The following is a 16,712-nucleotide window of genomic DNA, read 5'->3' on the forward strand; positions in this document are numbered from 1 at the left end:
TCACACGCCTCCTTCTTGCGCCAAGTCGTTCGAGGACCCCGGACGCGACAAGCGCGATACGACGAGGCCCGAAATCATGAGCACTGCCGACGCCGCGAAAGCGAGCGTCGGGAACCATTCACTCTTCGAGACGAGCGCCGCGCTCCGCCCCAGCATGAGCACGGCCCGCCAGATCGTCCCGAGCAAGCTCGGGGCACGGGCGATTTGATCCAAAATGCCCGGCAGCGCGCCGAGCATCGCGAGGAGCAGCGCGCCGAACACGGCGCGCTTCGGCAGCGTCGCGAGGCCCCGCACGGACGCGGGCGCCTTCGCGATGGCCGTCGCGGACACCTTCTCGGGCGCCTTCGCGGGGGCGAACGACGGCTCCGCGAGCTCCGCGAGCAATTCGCCCGCGTGCGCCGAGAGCAGCGCCTCGGCGCCGAGGCGCTGCGCGCAATGGTCACAACCGTCGAGATGAGAGAGGGCATCCGCTGGGACGATCCCCGCTTCTCCGTCCGCGACACTCGAGAGCACGATATCCGTCACGTGTCCGTCGTGTTGCCAGGCCAGATCCGGCGGGAGTTTGTCGAGATCGTCCATCGTCGCCACCGTCGTTCCTCTCTCGTCATCACAAACGGAGCTGCGCCCCAAAACCCATCATTCGCCGACCGTCTCCGCGAGCAGCCGCCGGCCGCGCGCGAGCCACGTCGCCACGGTCCCGAGCGGGACGCCGAGGCGCTTGCAAATATCCTGGTATCCGAGCCCCTCGACGTGGAACATCACGAGCGCGCGCCGCTGCTCCTCGGGGAGCGAGCCGAGCGCCCGCTCGAGGCGGGTCGCTCGCTCGGCGCTCGCCGTGCGTTCCTCCGGACCCGGCGAGGGGTCCGGCACCAGGTCGAGCCACGCCGTCGGGGTATCGTCGGACGCGGTCTCCATCCGCGCCTCCACCCGCCGCGTGCGCTTGCGGCTCCGCAGCGCATCGAGCGCCACGTGCCGCGCGATACCGATCACCCACGGACGGAGCGGCTCTCCGTCACGCAAGCGGCTCCGGCCCTCGATGGCGCGGGAGAGCGCCTCGTGCGTGCAATCCTCGACGTCCGGGTGATCCCGGCGCTCGCCGAGGACACACGCCACCACCGCCACGACGATCTGTCGCAGCGAAGCAGTCTCCTCCGGTGAGACGGCCGCCGTTTGGGGCGGCGCCTTCGGGCCGGGGACGTTGGGCGTCATGGGTGCGGTCTGCATCCTCGCCGCCCTGTTCGGCGGAGCGGGGGAAGAAATTTCGAGCCCCCGATTTTTTTTCTGGCCGGCGCCGAATCCCGCCCGCCTCTTGCGCTCCTCCTGCGTGACGTGGCCTCCGAGCCGCGAGGCCCATCGGCAGGGCTTGCGTCGGGGGGGAAACCGAGGCGGAATACGCCCCATGTGGTTCCGCACGACCCCTTCGGATCTTTCGTACGTCGACAGCGCCCCGCAACGCATCGCGAACGTCGTGACGATCGACGCCACGCCCGAGCGCGTCTTCGATCTGTTCGCCACGGGCGAGCGGCAAGAGGAGTGGTTTCAGGACTTCGTTGCCTGCCGGTGGACGAGCCCGGAGCCGCACACGGTGGGAACGACGCGCGAGATCGAGCTCCGGACGCTGACCGTGAAGGAGCGTTTTCTCGCCTGGGATCGTGGGCAGCGGCTCACGTTCTCGATCGACGGGATCACGCTGCCGATCGTGAAGCAAATGCTGGAGGACCTGCGGTTCGAGCCGCTCGACGGAGGCCGGCGGACGCGGCTCGTCTGGCACGTGTTCTACACGCCGGCGCTCGTCATGGTGCCCGTGCACGGGGCGGCGCGGGCGGTGTTTTCACAGATGTTCCGGCGATCGGCGGAAAAGCTCCAGCGGTTCGCCGAGCACAATCCGTAGCCTGAATTCACAAGGCGGTGATCACGACCGGCGTGGCCTTGCCGTTTCCGTCGCCGGGCCGGACGCCGCCCCAGCCCTCGGGAAGGGCGGGCTCGGTCCATTGGAAGAGGAAATGGCCATCCTCGGGGGAGACGTTCACGCACTCGGCGCTCTTCGGGTTGCCGAAATCCTCGTGCCAGTAAGCGACGTGCATCGCGAGCGGGGCGCGGAGGTACTGGATGTTCGGGACCTCCGAGATCCAGAGCATCTTCGGCGGCCATTCCTTGTCGGGTGACATGACGGCGACGCGGTCTTTCCACTCGATCGGGAAGATGCCGGTCTTCGTCATCGAATGGACGTACGGGTCGTAGCCGGGGATGGGCGCGCCGCCCTTGCCAGGGGAGAACATGGTCGCGTAGATGGGTTTGTCGCCCTCGTAGGCCGTGAGCGTGCCGGGGTTGATCTTGACCTCGATCCACTTTTCCCCGGGTTTGACCGAGCGCGGGAGTTTTTTCGCGGCCCGGCTGACCGTGACGCTGTCGGCGAGGACGAAGGCGCCAGGCTCGTTCCGGAGGGCGAGGTAGGCCTTCTTGCCGACGACGACGCGCTCCGTGACCTGGACGTAGCCCTTCGGGGGAATGGTTTGTCCAGATGCGACCATTTTCCCGTCCTCGCCGCGGGTGTAACGCGGGATGGGCTCCTGCTTGCGGTTCCAGGCGAGCGGGAGGCGGACGTCGCTCCCGAGGCGCACGCCGTGGAAGGCGGTGCGGCGGAAGGGGCGCATGCGGTCGGCGGGGACGAGCATGAGGTCGGGCGTGACGAGCCAGGTGCGCCCCTCGGCCTCGAAGGCGCGCGCGTACGCGAGCATCGAGCCGTTCGGGATGACGCGCCAGACGAGCTTCCCCGGGTCGTAGGCGCCATTGCCGCCGACGGAGCGCTGGCCATTCGCGAAGATGGAAAAGATCGGGTCCGTCGCGCGGATGCGGTCCTTCTCGTCGCCGCTGATGAGCTCCTCGTGGCCGCGCGACCATTCGGCGAGCTGCACGAACGTGCCCGGCGCGCCGAAGCTCCGCTCGGCTTTCTCCTGCTCGGCCTTCGTCGGGACGCGGCTGTACATGGGCGCGCCGTTCGAGAAGGCATACCGATACGGCATGACGGCGTCCTCACGCGGGGCGAGCTCGGCGAGGGCGCGGTAATACGGGTCGTTCAGATCGAGCGTGGTCTTGCGGGGATCGAGGCAGATGTAGCCGCGAGGTGCGACCTTGTAATAGCCGCGGGCACAGTTTTTCCCCTCGACGGGCTCGTTCGAGAGGAGCGTGACGCTCGTGCCCATGCGAACGTATCCGAGCGGCAAACCCTTGGGCTCGGGGCGTTTGTAGATGTACGCCTGATCCGCGATGGCGCCGATGCGCGGCCGCTCCGTCTGCGCCGGTTTGGGGGCGGGATTGGGTTCGGTTTTGGCGGAGGTGAACTGGAACGCGGGCTCTTCACCGGGCGGCGGTTCGGCCTCGGTCTTGTTGAAGGGCGTGTCCCCATCCTTCTTGCGTTGGTTCCAGTCTTGCCACTCGCGGAGCTTGATGTCCTCTTTCCACTGTTCGATCTCGAGGTCCGTGGGCGGGACGACGCGCTCTTGCCTCGGGCGTTGGGAGCCTCCGTCATATTTCGCCTCGGGTGCGGGCGCGCACGCGGGTATCAGGAAGAGGAAGAGCGGAAGGGCATGGCCTTCGAGCTTCATGGTTCGAAGGGTACCGTGCGTGTTTCGAGGGAGGCAAAGATCGATCGATCCTGCCTGGATCCGGGCCCAAAAGTGCGGCTCCTTCCCTTGCCGACCGGGGCGGGGTAGCCTGGAGGTTGGTCGGGTGACGTCGGGCTGGCCCGGCGCTCTCGGTCGCGAGCGGAGAATGCATGTTCAGGAAGTCGACGGCGCTTTCGTTTTTCACGGCCATCCTCCTCGGGGCCGCGCATGTGTCCGGACAACCCTCCGCCGCGGACAAAGCCGTCGCGGACAAGCTCTTCGACGAGGGGAGGGCGCTGCTCGACCAGAACCGGGTGCCCGAGGCGTGTCTCAAGTTCGCGGAGAGTGATCGATACGATCCATCGGTCGGGACGCGGCTCAACCTGGGGGACTGTCACGAGCGGCAAGGAATGACGGCGAGCGCGTACGGTCACTTCGGGGACGCGGCGCGGCTCGCGCGGGAGCGAGGGGACAAGTCGCGGGAGGCGGTGGCGGAGGAGCGACGGCAGGCGCTGGAGAAGAAGCTGTCGCGGATCCGGATCACGGCGCCGTCGGGGGGGGCGGGGCTCGAGGTGCTGCTCGACGGCAAGGTGCTGGGGTCGGCGGTGTTCGGGACGGCGCTGCCGGTGGATCCGGGGAGCCACGTGGTGGAAGCGCGGGCGCCGGGGAGGACGGGGTTTCACGAGGAGAAGGTGGTGCCCGCCGGGCCCGCGACGGTGGAGGTCGTGATCCCGGAGCTCGCGGCGGTCGCGGCGGTCGCGCCGAAGGACGTGGCGGAGGCGCCGAAGCCGCAGTGGTCGCTGCTCCGAGGGGTGGGGTTCGCGACGGGGATCGCGGGGATCGTGGGGCTCGGGGTGGGGGTGGGGTTCGGGGCGAACGCGCTGCAGAAGAACGCGGCGTCGAAGGAGAAGTGCGACGCGGGGGATCCGACGCGGTGCACGCCGGAGGGGTATTCGCTGCGGAACGCGGCAGGGTTTTCCGCGGATGTGTCGACGGTGCTGATGGGGATCGGCGGTGGGGTGCTCGCGGCGGGGATCGTGCTCTTCGTGGTGGGCGGGAACGAGGAGACCGCGGAGGCGCGTACGGAGCGCGCGTGGGTCACGCCGGTGGTGGGTCGAGGGAGCTTCGGCGTGAGCGCCGGGATGGAGTTCTGAGATGCGAACGCGAGGGACGACGTGGATGCCGGGTCTTCTGGGCCTGGTGGTGGTGAGCGGGTACGGGTGCAAGCAGATCATCGGCTGGGAGCCGGCGACGATCTGGGAGCCGGATGCGGGAGGAGGCGGCGGCGGGGAGGGAGGGCTCGGCGGAGGCGGGAGCGGCGGTGTCGGCGGGAGTGGGGGCGTGGGTGGGAGTGGAGGGGTCGGCGGGAGCGGAGGGGTCGGTGGGGCGCCGCCGGAGTGCATGGATGCGGGTGACTGTCAAGCGGAGACGAATCAGACGGCAGCGTGCGAGATGGGGACGTGCGTGTACACGTGCGAGACGGGGTGGGGGGATTGCACGGCGGAGCCTGGGTGCGAGACGGATCTAGGGGCGACGAAGGCGCATTGTGGGGCTTGTGGGAACGCGTGTGCCGCGTATTGCAAGGCGGGGAGTTGTAATGATCCGGTCAGTGTGGCGGGGGGGTATCAGCACCATTGTGCGGTGCTGAAGGATGGGGAGCTTTATTGTTGGGGGAGGAACGAAACGGGGGAGCTGGGAGACGGGTCGAAGGTGAGTAAAACCCAACCCGTGAAAATTGCCCTCCCGGGAGGGCTCACCACCATTGACGTGTCCGCAAATGGTCGGTTTGCGGGATCGTACAGCGCTCGTACATGCGCTGTCTTGAAGAACGGCACCGTTGCGTGCTGGGGAGAGAATGTACTTACGCCGACGCTCGTGGGGCAATTGGCGAACATAAAATCGATTTCAGTCGGCGGAGGTCACGTCTGCGCAGTCGATGTCGTTGGGGCATTGTACTGTTGGGGAATGAATCACTCAGGACAAGTGGGGGACGGGGATGCATTCTTCAAGCAGTTCCCGGTCAAGATTAATTCGATCTCCGGCGTTGTGACGGTGAGCGCCGGCACTTCCCATACGTGTGCGCTCCAAATGGGGGGAAAGGTGTTCTGCTGGGGCGAGAACTCCAACGGTCAACTGGGAGTGGGGGACACCGTGGATCGCCTTACTCCCACAGAGGTGTCGACCATTGCTGGTGTCACGGATGTGCAGTCGGGAGGATCCCATACGTGTAGTCTCGGATCGACGGGACTCCATTGCTGGGGTTCCAATCAGTTTGGCTCCCTGGGGATTAACTCATATTTCGATGCGTCAACGCCCAAATTCGTGTCATTGCTGGGGGCGCAACGGATCGAGCTTGGTTACGGAAACACCGGAGCGACCGTGGACGGAGCTCTGTGGATGTGGGGGAACAACGCCAGCGGGCAGCTGGGCAACGGCAATCAAACGAATCAGCCGAAGCCCATCGCCAACAATCTCACGGGAGTCAGCTCTTTGGCATTCAGCGCGTCGACATCCTGCGCGCTGATGGAAACTGGTGAGATCCTGTGCTGGGGCGACAATACGTACGGCCAATTTGGGAATGGCACGACGGCGAGTAGCTTCACGCCGACGCCACTCGATTGGCCCTAGGGGCTCGGCGGCGCGCCGGTCCCGCCGCCGACTTCGTACTTGAGCTCGACATCCTCGATGTAGGTGCCGACGAAGGGGCCCGTCTCCGTGCAGCTCGGGACCTTGTCGCCGCAGGTCGAGCCCGAGCAGGCATACGACGTCTTCTTGATCGCCTCACCCGAGATCGCATTCCCGTCGGTGATGACGTTGACCGTGGTCGTGATCGTCGTGGTGCGCTTGGAGCCGGTCCCGTCAGGCATGTCGTACTGCACGTCGACCACCTTGCCCGAGAACGTGAACCCTTCGTCCGACTCCGCGCCTTCGAGCGTGACGGCGCCCGTATCGAGGTAGATCTTGTCCTCGATGCTGGCATAGATGATCCACGTGCCCGTGCCGCGCAGGCTCGAGCTGTCGCTCTCCTGGTTCGCCGGCGGCTCCGTCTCCGGATACCAGCACCCGCTGTTCGAATCGGTCTCCCCGAACGAAACCCGGTAAATCCACGTATCCCCCGGGGACACCCCGCACCCCGTCAGCCCGGCGAGCGCCGCAACGCACGGGAGCGCCCGGAGCAAGCTCTTTCCGAAATCCATGGCTCTTTCTCCTCAGTTCAAAGCTGCCCGAACGTCAGCCCCCGTCCCCCTCCTCCATCACGCTCGTGCTCAGCCCAACATCCTCCAACCGTGTGAGGAAGCTTGGCGACGTGAACACGCGTGTGTTGAGAGGGCCGATCGTCCACAACTTTTTTCAGGTGAACGATACATCGCCTACGCGGACAAACGGAATCTTTTCTGAAGTGAGGCGTCTCGCAGAAAGATCGACGGCCAGGTGACTTATGTCACCTCCCACGAACCGCCGTCCCAGCTTGGCTGCCGCCACAAGTGTGGTCCCGCTTCCGCACATGAGGTCCGCCACCGTCGCGCCCTCCCGGCTCGACGCCCGGATGATGCGCTCCAGCAGTCGCTCCGGCTTCTGCGTCGGGTACCCCGTGCCTTCGACGCGCAGCGGCGTGTTCGCCACCATCGCCGGTACGTCGGTCCAGACACTGCCGAGCCGCCTTCCCTCGTCCGCGTAGTACCGGTACGTCCGGCCGTTCACCACACGCTCGCGGTAGAGCCGGCCCGCCTCGTCCCGATGCCGGAAGTGCATCTCGAGGCTCGTCGCCGCGTACGGCTCGCGCAGGATCGGGTCGCCCGCGTTGTAGACGACCTCCCGGCGCTCCCGCGGATCCCGCACGTAAAGCAAGAGCGTCTGGTGCGTGACCGTGAACCCACGCGCGCCGCGGCTGCCGTTGCCAGGCGTCCAGATCACCTCGCCGAGGAACGCGCCCCGGCCGAAGAGGCGATCACACGCGACCTTCACCTCGTGCACGGTGCGATGATCGAGGTGCACGTAGATCGTGGCGCCCCGGCTCATCCGGCCGCGGATCACCTCGAGGCGCGGCAGGAGCATCGCCACGAGGCTCTCCGGATCGTAACGATCCTCGTACGCCACCGGGCCGCCCGACGCCTGCTTCTTGCCCCGGGTTTGTCCGAGCGCGGTGCGCGCCGTCATCGACGTGCCCACGCCGTACGGCGGGTCGAGGTAGACGAGGTCGAACGAGACGTCCGGCGCGAGCGCGGCGCAGACGTCCGCCGCGTCGCCGTGCGCGAGCAGGTTCATCGGGTTCCCGTCGCCGCCTCGGGCTTGCCCGGGAGGAGATCGTCGAGCAGCGCCGTGAGCGCCTCCGCGTCGCTCCACGGCTCGAGCGCGAGCGGCTCCGGCAGCCACGGCCACGCAGGTCCGCGACCCTCGCAGCCGGCCACCGCCTCGGTCGGCGCGCACGCCACGCGCAGGTGGATGTGATCGTCGTGCGGCGCGCTGTCCTTCGGCTGCAAGAGGACGTTCTCCGCGCGCCAGACGAGCTCCGGATCCTCGCCCCGCGCCCGCGCATGTTCGATGAGCAGCGCTTCGAGCCAGCGCGCGAGGAAGAGCCACTCGACGTCGGCCTCGGGCGACGTGACGAGCGCCTTCACGAGCTGCCAGTTGCGCTCGGTGTCGAAGCGGACGAACGGGAGGCGTTTGTCGTCCGTTTCGGCGAGGCCGTCGGCGCCGAAACGGACGAACCCGGGGCTCGGGATCGAGCGGCCGTCCGGCGTCGTGCAGTAGAGGAGCAAGTCGACGTCGCGGCCCGTGCGATGCGAGCGGTGGCCGTTGCGGAAGCCGCCGTGGCGATTCGAAAGATCGCCGACGAGCATCGGCGCGCCGGGGCGGAGAGACGCGACCTCGCGGGCCGCGTGCTTGACCGTCTCGACGAGGCGCGGCGTGCCGTACCGAGCGCTCGTGTTGCGAAAGAGCCGGTAGCCGGCGCCCCGATCGGGCAGCGCCGCCGCGCCCGTGAGCACGCCCGCGTGGGGCAAACCCACGGACCCGGACAAACCCGGCGCGAGCGGCGTCGGCGTGCCCATGCACGCGACGAGGAGGAGCGCGAGCGAGGCACAAAGCACGAGGAGCGAAGCGCGAGGACGCATGACGAGAAGACGAGCCGATGCCGCGCCGAGGCGCCGCGCGCATGGAAGCATCGGACGCGCGTCGCGGGAAGGGGCCACGCGGCCTTGCCGCGCCTCACGCGCGAGGCCACCATCGAACCAGCATGGAAGAGCTGTTTCGCAGTGAGTTCGCGGCCGTCACGCGGGAGTCGGGGTTCATCCGCGTACGACGGACCACGACGCCGATGGCCGTGGCCGGCGTGGCTGCGATCCTCGACAAGATCGCGAGCGAGTTTCGCATCCGCGTCCCGCTGCGTGAACGCAAGAGCCTCGGCGTGCTGCTCGACACGCGGGAAGCTCCGATGATGGCCGACGACGCGGCCATGGCGATCATCCGCCCGCTCATGAACGAGGTCCTCACGGGCTTCCCCCGGGGCGCGATCCTCGTGAAGACCGCGGTCGGGAAGCTGCAAGCCATGCGCAGGACGCGCGAGGAGGCGAGCCTCGGCAGAATCCAGCTCCCCGTGTTCGACGACGAGGCCGCGGCGATCGCGCACGTGCGCGGCGAAGAGCTCCCCGCGCCGCCGCCGCGCTCGTCGCCGAGGCGCTAGAACATCGATCGGTTTGCAACCGCTCGATGTTCTAGCTCTCTCGTCCCGAGGGGGACGCCTCGCGTCCCCCTCTCGTCCGGGCAAAGCCCGGACGATTCACCCCCCGAGGGAAGATCGCTTCGCGATCTTCCGAGCATCGAACCGGTCGATGCTCTCGCGAGCGGCGGGGGCGCGTTCAGAAGCAGGGGCCGGCGCAGCTCTGCGCGACGCAGTTCGACCACTGGGTGCAGAGGTTGCCGCTGCAGCACTGCTGCTGGCAGCTCGCGGGCGTCCCGCCGCCGACGGTGCAGCGCTGGTAGCAGCTCATGCTCGACGCGCACTGCGGGTTCGAGAGGCAGCTCTCCGTTTGCTGGCAGCAGCTCCCGACGATGCACTGCGAGCACGGCGTCCCGCCCGGGTCGAGGCTGCACGTGCCCGCGTCGACGGGCGGCACACCGCAGTGCCCGCCGTTGCACACGAGGCCGACGCAGCACTGCGGGGTGCTCGTGCAGTTCGATCCCGTGGGCAAACACGAACCCGCGCCGCAGAGGCCGTTCTGGCAGACGTTCGTGCAGCACTCGCCGTTCTCGACGCAGGGGAAGCCGTCGAGCTTGCACTGCGCGGCGCCGCAGAGGCCGTTCGTGCAGTTGTTGGTGCAGCACTGGAAAGGCGCGTCGCAGGGGAAGCCGTCGGGCTGGCACTGGCCGAAGCCGCACGTGAAGAAGTTCGGATCGCAGAAGGCCGAGCAGCAGTCGAAGCCGTTGTCGCAGAAGAAGCCGTCGGGCTGGCACTCGCCGGCCGTGCAGAACCCGCCCGGATCGCAGACGCCGGAGCAGCACTCTTCGCCGAAGTTGCAGCCGAAGCCATTGGGCAAGCACGCGCCGAGGCCGCAGGTGCTCGAGAGCGGGTCGCAGATGCCCGTGCAGCACTCGAAGTCGTTGACGCAGAAGAGGCCGTTCGGCGTGCAGCCGCCGGGGCTGCAGGCGAAGATCGAGAGGTCGCAGAAGCCCGAGCAGCACTGGAAGTCGGCCTCGCAGAAGAAGCCCATGGGCTCGCACTGGCCGAAGCCGCAGATGTTGGTGTCCGGGTTGCAGAACTGCGCGCAGCACTCGAGGTGGTCGACGCAGAACAGGCCGTCGGGCTGGCACTGGCCGATGCCGCAGCGCTTCTTCTGCGGGTCGCAGAAGCCCGAGCAGCACTGGGCGTCGAGCTCGCAGAAGCTGCTATCGGGCAGGCACTGGCCGAGGCCGCAGCGGTGCGTCTTCGGGTCGCAGAAGCTCGTGCAGCACTCGCCGGACGCGTTGCACGCGGCGCCGTCGACCTTGCAGATCCCGCCGCCGCAGATGCCGCTCTCGCAAATGTTGGAGCAGCAATCACTCGGGGTGAAGCAGGCCGTGCCGTCGGGGCCGCACAACTCGAAGTTGCAGACGCCGCCGGGGCAGAAGCCGGAGCAGCACTCGGCGGCGACCTGGCAAGGCGCGCCGTTCGGGTTGCAGGAGCCGGTGCCGCAGACGCCCTCGGTGCAGAGGCCGGAGCAGCACTGCGAGGGTTTGGTACAGACGAACCCGTCTTGCTGGCACGCGGAGCCGCAGACGTTCTGGTTGCAGGCGCCGCCACAGCAGTCGCCGTTGTTGAAGCAGGCGGCGCCCTGGGGCTTGCAGACGGGGGGGCCGCAGAAGCCGCTCGTACACGGAGAGTCGCAGCATTCCTCTGGGCCATTGCACGCAAAGCCGTCGGGCTTGCACTCGATGCCGCCGCAGAAGCCCTGCCAGCATTCGAGGCTGCAGCAGTCGCCGTGCTCGGTGCAGGCGAGGCCGTCGGGCGTGCACTGCACACCGCCGCAGAAGCCGTCCAGGCAGTCGAGATCGCAGCAGTCGACGGTCGTCTCGCAGGCGCTGCCTTCGGGCTTGCAGAGCTGCTCGGGCTTGCAGACTTCGCCCGTGCAGGCGAGCCCGTCACAGCAGTCGCCGGGCAGGCCGCAGCTCTCGCCGAGCGCGCCGCAGTTCGTGCCGCCGCCCGTGGCGTAGGCGTCGAAGTCCCCGGTCCGCGAGCCGCAGGAGGCGAACGTCAGGACCGACACGAGGACGAGGGCGAACGCGCACGTGACGCGCGCGGCAAGCGAAGGACGCATGCGCGGATTTTAGGGGTCGAGGCGGCTCGGACGCGAGAAATTCGTGGTCGCCTCGGGAGAACCGGGAGCGAACGAGCTCTCGTTGCGCGGGTCGGAGGAGGGGCGCAAGATGGCGGGCATGGGGTCTCCTGCGCGGAGGATCAAGCCGGCGACGATCGAGGACTTGCTCGCGATCCCCGAGGAAGAGCGGCGGCACGAGATCATCGACGGCGAGCTCGTGCAGAAGGCGATGACGAACGCGGTGCACGGCGCGTCGCTCCTCGGGCTTGGCAGCGTGATCCGCGAGGAATATGGCCGCGGGCGCCGTTCGCGGGGGCCAGGGGGCTGGTGGCTCGTCGCGGACGCGGACATCGCGTTCGCCGCGGACCAGATCTACCGGCCGGATCTCGCCGGTTGGCGGCGCGAACGTATGCCCACGTTGCCCAAGGAGTGGCCCATCCGCATCCGTCCGGACTGGGTCTGCGAGGTCCTGTCGCCAACCAACCGCTCGAACGACAGGGTGCGGAAATATCGCAATTACCACCGATTCGAGGTGCCGCACTACTGGATCCTCGATCCGATGGACGAGACGCTGACCGTCTTTCGATGGACCGAGCCGGGGTATCTCGTGGCGCTCATCGCCGAGCGTGGCGAGCGCGTCCACGCCGAACCCTTCGAGGCCGTCGAGCTCGACATCAACGAGCTCTTCGGCGACGCCGAAGATGACGAGCCCACCGAAGGCTAGTCGCTCGTCCTGAAAAACGTTTTTCCTCCCGTACCCCCATGCCCCCGATCTCCCCGAAAATCCCGTCGAAATCCTCCCCGAAAGACCCGACCGAGCCTCGCGACACCGGCAGCGGCCTCGCGGGCGCGGCGCTCGCGGCGTTCGTCATCGCGGTGATCATCGTCGGCGTGCGGTACTGGGGCAGCCGCGGAGACCCGGGCCCGGGGCCGGTCGATGCCGGCGACGCGGGGGACGCGGCGGCGTTCGAGAACAAACCCCCGCCGCCCCGGTGCACGGCCGTCTCCGGCGAGCCGTTCGTCGTCGGGGAGCCGCAAGCCGCGAAGGCGCCCAAGGTGCCGGATGCGGGGGCGGGGCGGGGGCTTGGGGCGCAGGACGCCGGAGGCGATCCGAAGCCCCAAACGTCGACCAACGACGAGGAGGAGGAGTTCGACGAGCTCGCGCCGTTCGCCGTGGAGCTCGGGCGCGGCACGACGTTCGAGGGCGGGTTCGCCGTGGGCGCGCTGCGCGACGGGGAGGGCGGGTCCGTGGCCATGGTCGCGACGCTCGGGCTCGACGGGCGCGGCGGCAAGCTCGTGCGGCTTGGGCGTAGCCGCGGGGACTTCGATGCGCCGACCGTGAGCGGGTACAAGGGTTCGGTGCTCGCGGCGATGCTCGAGCCGAACGCGGGCGGGCGCTCGATCCGCCTTGCTCGGGTGAGCGGCGAGCAGGTCACGTGGGGGCCGGAGCTCAGCGAGGGGCGCGACGAGTCGCTCGCGGTGGACCTCGCGGCGTCGGGCGCGGGCGCGGTCGCGGTCTGGGACGACGTGAGCAAGGACGGCAAGCAGACGATGGTGATGCTCGCCCCGTTCGACCCGGAGACGATGAAGGCGAAGGGCGAGCCGCGCCCCGTGTCGCCGCCCAAGCAGGACGCGGAGACGCCGAGGCTCGCGGCCCGGCCCGGCGGGCTCTGGCTCGCGTACGTGGTCGTGGGGACGGCGAGGAAGCCGAAGGACGAGGACACGGGGCTCGTGGGGGAGGCGATCGCGCCGCGATGGATCGAGGTCGTGCCGCTCGACGAGCAGGGCGCGGCGGTGGCGCTGCCGCGCGCGGTGACCCCGAAGGACGGGCACGCCCTCGCCTTCGACGTGGAGCCGAGCGAGGACGGGGGGATGGTCGTGACGTACCGGGACGACGACACGCCGAGCGGGTCGAGCGGGGGGCGCGTCCTGAGCGTGTGGGTGCGTTTGTCCGGGATCGGGGAGGCGAGGCTGCTCACCGAGGAGCCGACCTCGGCCGGCGTGCCGGACTTGATGCCGGGCTGGCTCGCGGTCTCGTCGCTGTCAGGGGCGACGCGGATCGGGACGATGACGGCGAGGGGCGAGCTCGTGGGGGAGCTCCGGCCGGAGCCGGTGCTCGGCAACGGGGAGGTGCTGGCGGCGACGCGGGCGGCGCTGCTCGTGGCGCGGCCGGCCGGCAAGGCGATGAAGCTCTCCGTGATGCAGTGTGTCCCTGACGAACCCGGGGCAGCGGACGCGGGTTTGGAGGCAGGAACACCCCCGCCCTGAGGGGTCCCCAAACATTTTTTGGACGATCTGCCTTTTCAACACATTAGGGCGAGCGTGGGAGACTCTATCCAGCGCCCGCCCTCGCGCCGCAGACACAAACCCCGCGTCCAGGTTCTCTACGAGTTGTTCCTAGCGGAGGTGCGCGAGCGCCTCGGCGGCTTGGGGCTGCACGGAGATGACCTCGAGGAACTCGTCCAGATCGTCTTCACCGTCGCCAACCGACGGGCCGCGGTGATCCCGCGGAATGATGAGGCAGCAAGACGCTGGCTCATGGAGGTGGCCCGAAAACAGGTATCGAACTACCGGAAGCTCTACCGGCACGCCTACGAGGTGCTCGACCCGGAGGCGATCGCCGACGCAGTCGCGAATCCGCAGGATCCCGAGGAGTACCACGCGACGATCGCGCTCGTGCGGGCCGCCACGCGGCTCATGCCCGCAGAGGAGCGGGAGATCCTGCTCCGCCACGACGTGGAGGGCGAGACCCTGCACGAGATCGCGAAGTGGCTCGGGCTCAAGAAGAGCGGCGCGCACGTCCGGGTACAGCAGGCCCGGGCGCGGTTCGTGGAGAAGCTCGCCCTGGTCGAGTCACGGCGGAGGGGCCGGAAGCGCAAGCGCCGGTTCGTCCCCATGTGGCTCGCAGGGTGGCTCCTCGGAGCATGGCGCTGGCTCGTGGAGAAGCGCCGGCAGCTCACGCGGTGACATCTTGGGGCCGCTGCGCCGGGGCGCTGCCCCGGACCCCGCGGGGGCTGTTCGCCCCTCGACCCGAACCAGCGCAAGCGCTGGACTCGGGTTGGAAGAACTGCGCGATGCGCAGTTCTTCCACGAGCCGGTGGCAAGACCAGGGGCCGCGTTGCCCATCGAGCGGGCAGCGCGGCTGTCTTGGTTGGCAGGTTCCTCGGGCCTGTTCGATGAACTGCGCATCGCGCAGTTCATCGACCCCGGGTCCAGCCCCTGGCTGGTCCGGGTCCAGGGGCGGACAGCCCCTGGTGGGGCCTGGGGCAACGCCCCAGCGCAGCGGCACCAGATGAGACCTAGACGCCGAAATCCCGGCCTGCAGCCTCGGCGCGCTCCTCGTCTCGCGCGAGGGCGCTCCGTGGCTCCGCCGCGCATGGGATCCATACGCGGAAGGTCGTCCCTCGACCGAGGGTCGAGTCGCATGCGATGCGGCCCTCGTGCGCGGTCACGATGCGCCGCACCGTTGCGAGGCCGATGCCGGCGCCTGGCGCGCGCATGCCGGGCACTCGGTAGAACGGCTCGAAGATGCGGTCCTTTGCGCCGTCGGGGATGCCTGGCCCGGTGTCCTCCACCGCGAGCTCGACCATGCCTCCGTCGGCCCGTGTGGCGTGGATCGCCACCCGCCGCTCCTCGCAGCCTGCGATGTACTTGAGCGCGTTGCCGAGCAGGTTGAGCACGACCACGTGCAGCAGCTCGGGCGAGCAGGCCACGCGCGTGTCCTCCACGTGGATCGTGACCTCGGCGTGCACCTCGGCGGCCGTCTGCGCGAGCTCCTCCGCCACCTGCGCCACCACCTCGCGCACCGAGGCCTTCTGGCTCGTGTCGTCTGGGCGGCTCGACCGCGAGAACGCGAGCAGACCTTCGAGCACCGCGTTCGCCCGCGTCACGGATCGCTCGAGCGACGCTGCGATCCGCTCCGTCGCCTCCTTGTCCTCTGCGCGCCGCAGGCGCGGCGGCACCAGCGCGATCGGCGCGAGCAGGTTCCGGAGATCGTGGGCGATGCGACCTGCGAACGCGTCGAGATCCTCGTTCACCTGCGAGAGCCGCTCCACCGTCTCTGCCAGATCTCGCCGCGCCGCTTCGGCCTCCGCGCGCGCGCGCTCCTCCCGCGCGAACAGCGCGAGCCGCTCCTCGGCTGCGCGGTAGAGCCGGTGCATCGTGCGCGTCAGCAGCACGCCGAGGCCTGCTGCGAGCAGGACGGCCCCGCACGCCACGATCACGACCAGCCTCGACGCGTGGGTCGCGGCCTGCCGCGCGCTGTCGCGGGCCACTTCGAGACGCGAGTCCACGAACAGCGCGTAGTCGCCGATCGCCACCTCGAGCGCCCCGAACTTGGGGATCACCTCGGCCCCGACCACGCGCCCCACGTCCTCGTGCGTCCCGCCGGCGCGATGCAACGCGAACGCCCGCGCGAGCGCCTCCTGGTGCGCCTTCTGTGCGGCCCCGATGCGCTCCAGCCGCGCGCGCTCGGCCGGGTCCTCCGTGTGCGCGAGCAGCGCGCGCAGCCGGGCCTCGAAGGCTTGCCGCGCTGCGTAGCTCTCCTCGAGCATCTCGGGATCGCCCGTGAGCAGGTACGCTCGACCCTGCGACGACTTCTCCATCGCGCCGGCGCGCAGCCGCTCCACTTCGACCAGCTCCGCCCCGTAGATCTCCTCCACGCGGTCCTGGCTCGCGATCACCGATTGCAGCGCGAAGCTCGCCACGCCGCCGATGACGAGCGCGGCCAGGATGGCGACCAGGTACGCCGCGCCGATCGTCTGTTCAAGCTTGCGCCGCGCAATCGTGCGTTCGGCCTGTCCTTCCCCGACGGACGCGCTCGCGACGTCCAGCGTCCTTCGCATCGGATCGAGCTTCATGGCCCACCGCCGCGCGGGGCCCGGCGGGGCGTGGTGGACGAACCAAAAGCATCTGGAAAATAAGGTAAACGCAGCCCCTTGGCAGGGGGCCGCGCGAAGAGGCTGGCCGGCGGAAACACGAATCGCGCGACGAGCAGGGCTCGTACCACACGCTTGTGCGCGGGCCCTGCCCACGTCGGCGCGTCCGGGGCGCGCGCGGCGCCGAGAAAGACGCTACGCGGGGGCGCTTTCGGCGCACACGGGCGGGCGATTCGTCTATCGTGGTTTCCTTCTTTTTGTTTGGAGAGGTCCCATCATGTCCGGACGAATGGGTGACGATCATGCGGCCGCGCGCCGGCGGGTGCTCCTCGGCCTCGGCGCTGCGCTCTCGGCGGCCGCCGTTGGCTGCGGCGGCGCGGGTTCGGCGACGGACGTCGCGGGCGGCGCAGGCGTAGGCGGCGCGGGCGGCGCCGGGG

The 16,712-nt window shown here is 69.1% G+C and carries 15 protein-coding genes; 7 read left to right on the plus strand and 8 right to left on the minus strand.

What is annotated here, in order from left to right; genetic code table 11:
• Positions 1-588, minus strand: coding sequence for a hypothetical protein (locus tag QHF83_RS09825; RefSeq protein ID WP_282417518.1), 588 nt, complete (start codon positions 586-588; stop codon positions 1-3).
• A 48-nt stretch (positions 589-636) separates the two neighbouring features.
• The gene (locus tag QHF83_RS09830) at positions 637-1,209 is read right to left on the minus strand and encodes an RNA polymerase sigma factor (protein WP_282417519.1); all 573 of its coding nucleotides are present in this window, start codon (positions 1,207-1,209) and stop codon (positions 637-639) included.
• 190 nt (positions 1,210-1,399) lie between these two features.
• On the opposite strand from QHF83_RS09830, the gene QHF83_RS09835 reads away from it, so the two are divergent.
• Complete coding sequence (locus tag QHF83_RS09835; protein WP_282417520.1) at positions 1,400-1,891, plus strand: SRPBCC family protein; 492 nt, start codon at positions 1,400-1,402, stop codon at positions 1,889-1,891.
• Positions 1,892-1,898: 7 nt separating this feature from the next.
• Here the strand turns inward: QHF83_RS09835 and QHF83_RS09840 are convergent, their stop codons facing one another.
• Positions 1,899-3,605, minus strand: a complete 1,707-nt coding sequence (locus QHF83_RS09840) for a L,D-transpeptidase (RefSeq protein ID WP_282417521.1) — start codon at positions 3,603-3,605, stop codon at positions 1,899-1,901.
• A 170-nt stretch (positions 3,606-3,775) separates the two neighbouring features.
• Here QHF83_RS09840 and QHF83_RS09845 point away from each other — a divergent pair, with 170 nt between their 5' ends.
• Complete coding sequence (locus QHF83_RS09845; protein WP_282417522.1) at positions 3,776-4,759, plus strand: hypothetical protein; 984 nt, start codon at positions 3,776-3,778, stop codon at positions 4,757-4,759.
• Between the two features lie 667 nt (positions 4,760-5,426).
• The gene (locus QHF83_RS09850) at positions 5,427-6,233 is read left to right on the plus strand and encodes a hypothetical protein (RefSeq protein WP_282417523.1); all 807 of its coding nucleotides are present in this window, start codon (positions 5,427-5,429) and stop codon (positions 6,231-6,233) included.
• Here QHF83_RS09850 and QHF83_RS09855 read toward each other — a convergent pair.
• From QHF83_RS09855 to QHF83_RS09865, 3 genes are all read right to left on the minus strand, one after another.
• Complete coding sequence (locus tag QHF83_RS09855) at positions 6,230-6,802, minus strand: hypothetical protein (RefSeq protein WP_282417524.1); 573 nt, start codon at positions 6,800-6,802, stop codon at positions 6,230-6,232. The genes QHF83_RS09850 and QHF83_RS09855 overlap by 4 nt on opposite strands.
• 154 nt (positions 6,803-6,956) lie before the next feature.
• Positions 6,957-7,871 carry a site-specific DNA-methyltransferase gene (locus QHF83_RS09860; RefSeq protein ID WP_282417525.1) on the minus strand — a complete coding sequence of 305 codons (915 nt, stop codon included), beginning with the start codon at positions 7,869-7,871 and terminating at the stop codon, positions 6,957-6,959.
• Positions 7,868-8,719, minus strand: a complete 852-nt coding sequence (locus QHF83_RS09865) for a penicillin-insensitive murein endopeptidase (RefSeq protein WP_282417526.1) — start codon at positions 8,717-8,719, stop codon at positions 7,868-7,870. Before QHF83_RS09865 ends, QHF83_RS09860 begins: the two co-directional genes overlap by 4 nt.
• 122 nt (positions 8,720-8,841) lie before the next feature.
• On the opposite strand from QHF83_RS09865, the gene QHF83_RS09870 reads away from it, so the two are divergent.
• Complete coding sequence (locus tag QHF83_RS09870; protein WP_282417527.1) at positions 8,842-9,288, plus strand: hypothetical protein; 447 nt, start codon at positions 8,842-8,844, stop codon at positions 9,286-9,288.
• A 175-nt stretch (positions 9,289-9,463) separates the two neighbouring features.
• Here QHF83_RS09870 and QHF83_RS09875 read toward each other — a convergent pair whose 3' ends face one another.
• Positions 9,464-11,398, minus strand: a complete 1,935-nt coding sequence (locus tag QHF83_RS09875; protein ID WP_282417528.1) for a hypothetical protein — start codon at positions 11,396-11,398, stop codon at positions 9,464-9,466.
• Between the two features lie 43 nt (positions 11,399-11,441).
• Here QHF83_RS09875 and QHF83_RS09880 point away from each other — a divergent pair, with 43 nt between their 5' ends.
• The 3 genes from QHF83_RS09880 to QHF83_RS09890 are packed head-to-tail and all read left to right on the plus strand — an operon-like array spanning position 11,442 to position 14,365.
• Positions 11,442-12,122, plus strand: a complete 681-nt coding sequence (locus tag QHF83_RS09880; RefSeq protein ID WP_348980437.1) for a Uma2 family endonuclease — start codon at positions 11,442-11,444, stop codon at positions 12,120-12,122.
• A 38-nt stretch (positions 12,123-12,160) separates the two neighbouring features.
• The gene (locus QHF83_RS09885; protein ID WP_282417529.1) at positions 12,161-13,666 is read left to right on the plus strand and encodes a hypothetical protein; all 1,506 of its coding nucleotides are present in this window, start codon (positions 12,161-12,163) and stop codon (positions 13,664-13,666) included.
• A gap of 54 nt (positions 13,667-13,720) precedes the next feature.
• On the plus strand, positions 13,721-14,365 hold the full coding sequence (locus tag QHF83_RS09890; protein ID WP_282417530.1) for a sigma-70 family RNA polymerase sigma factor: 645 nt from the start codon (positions 13,721-13,723) through the stop codon (positions 14,363-14,365).
• Positions 14,366-14,697: 332 nt separating this feature from the next.
• Here QHF83_RS09890 and QHF83_RS09895 read toward each other — a convergent pair whose 3' ends face one another.
• On the minus strand, positions 14,698-16,257 hold the full coding sequence (locus QHF83_RS09895) for an ATP-binding protein (protein ID WP_282417531.1): 1,560 nt from the start codon (positions 16,255-16,257) through the stop codon (positions 14,698-14,700).
• Positions 16,258-16,712 lie beyond the last annotated feature (455 nt).

This window comes from Polyangium sp. 15x6, from assembly GCF_029960785.1.
Taxonomy (GTDB): domain Bacteria; phylum Myxococcota_A; class Polyangia; order Polyangiales; family Polyangiaceae; genus Polyangium.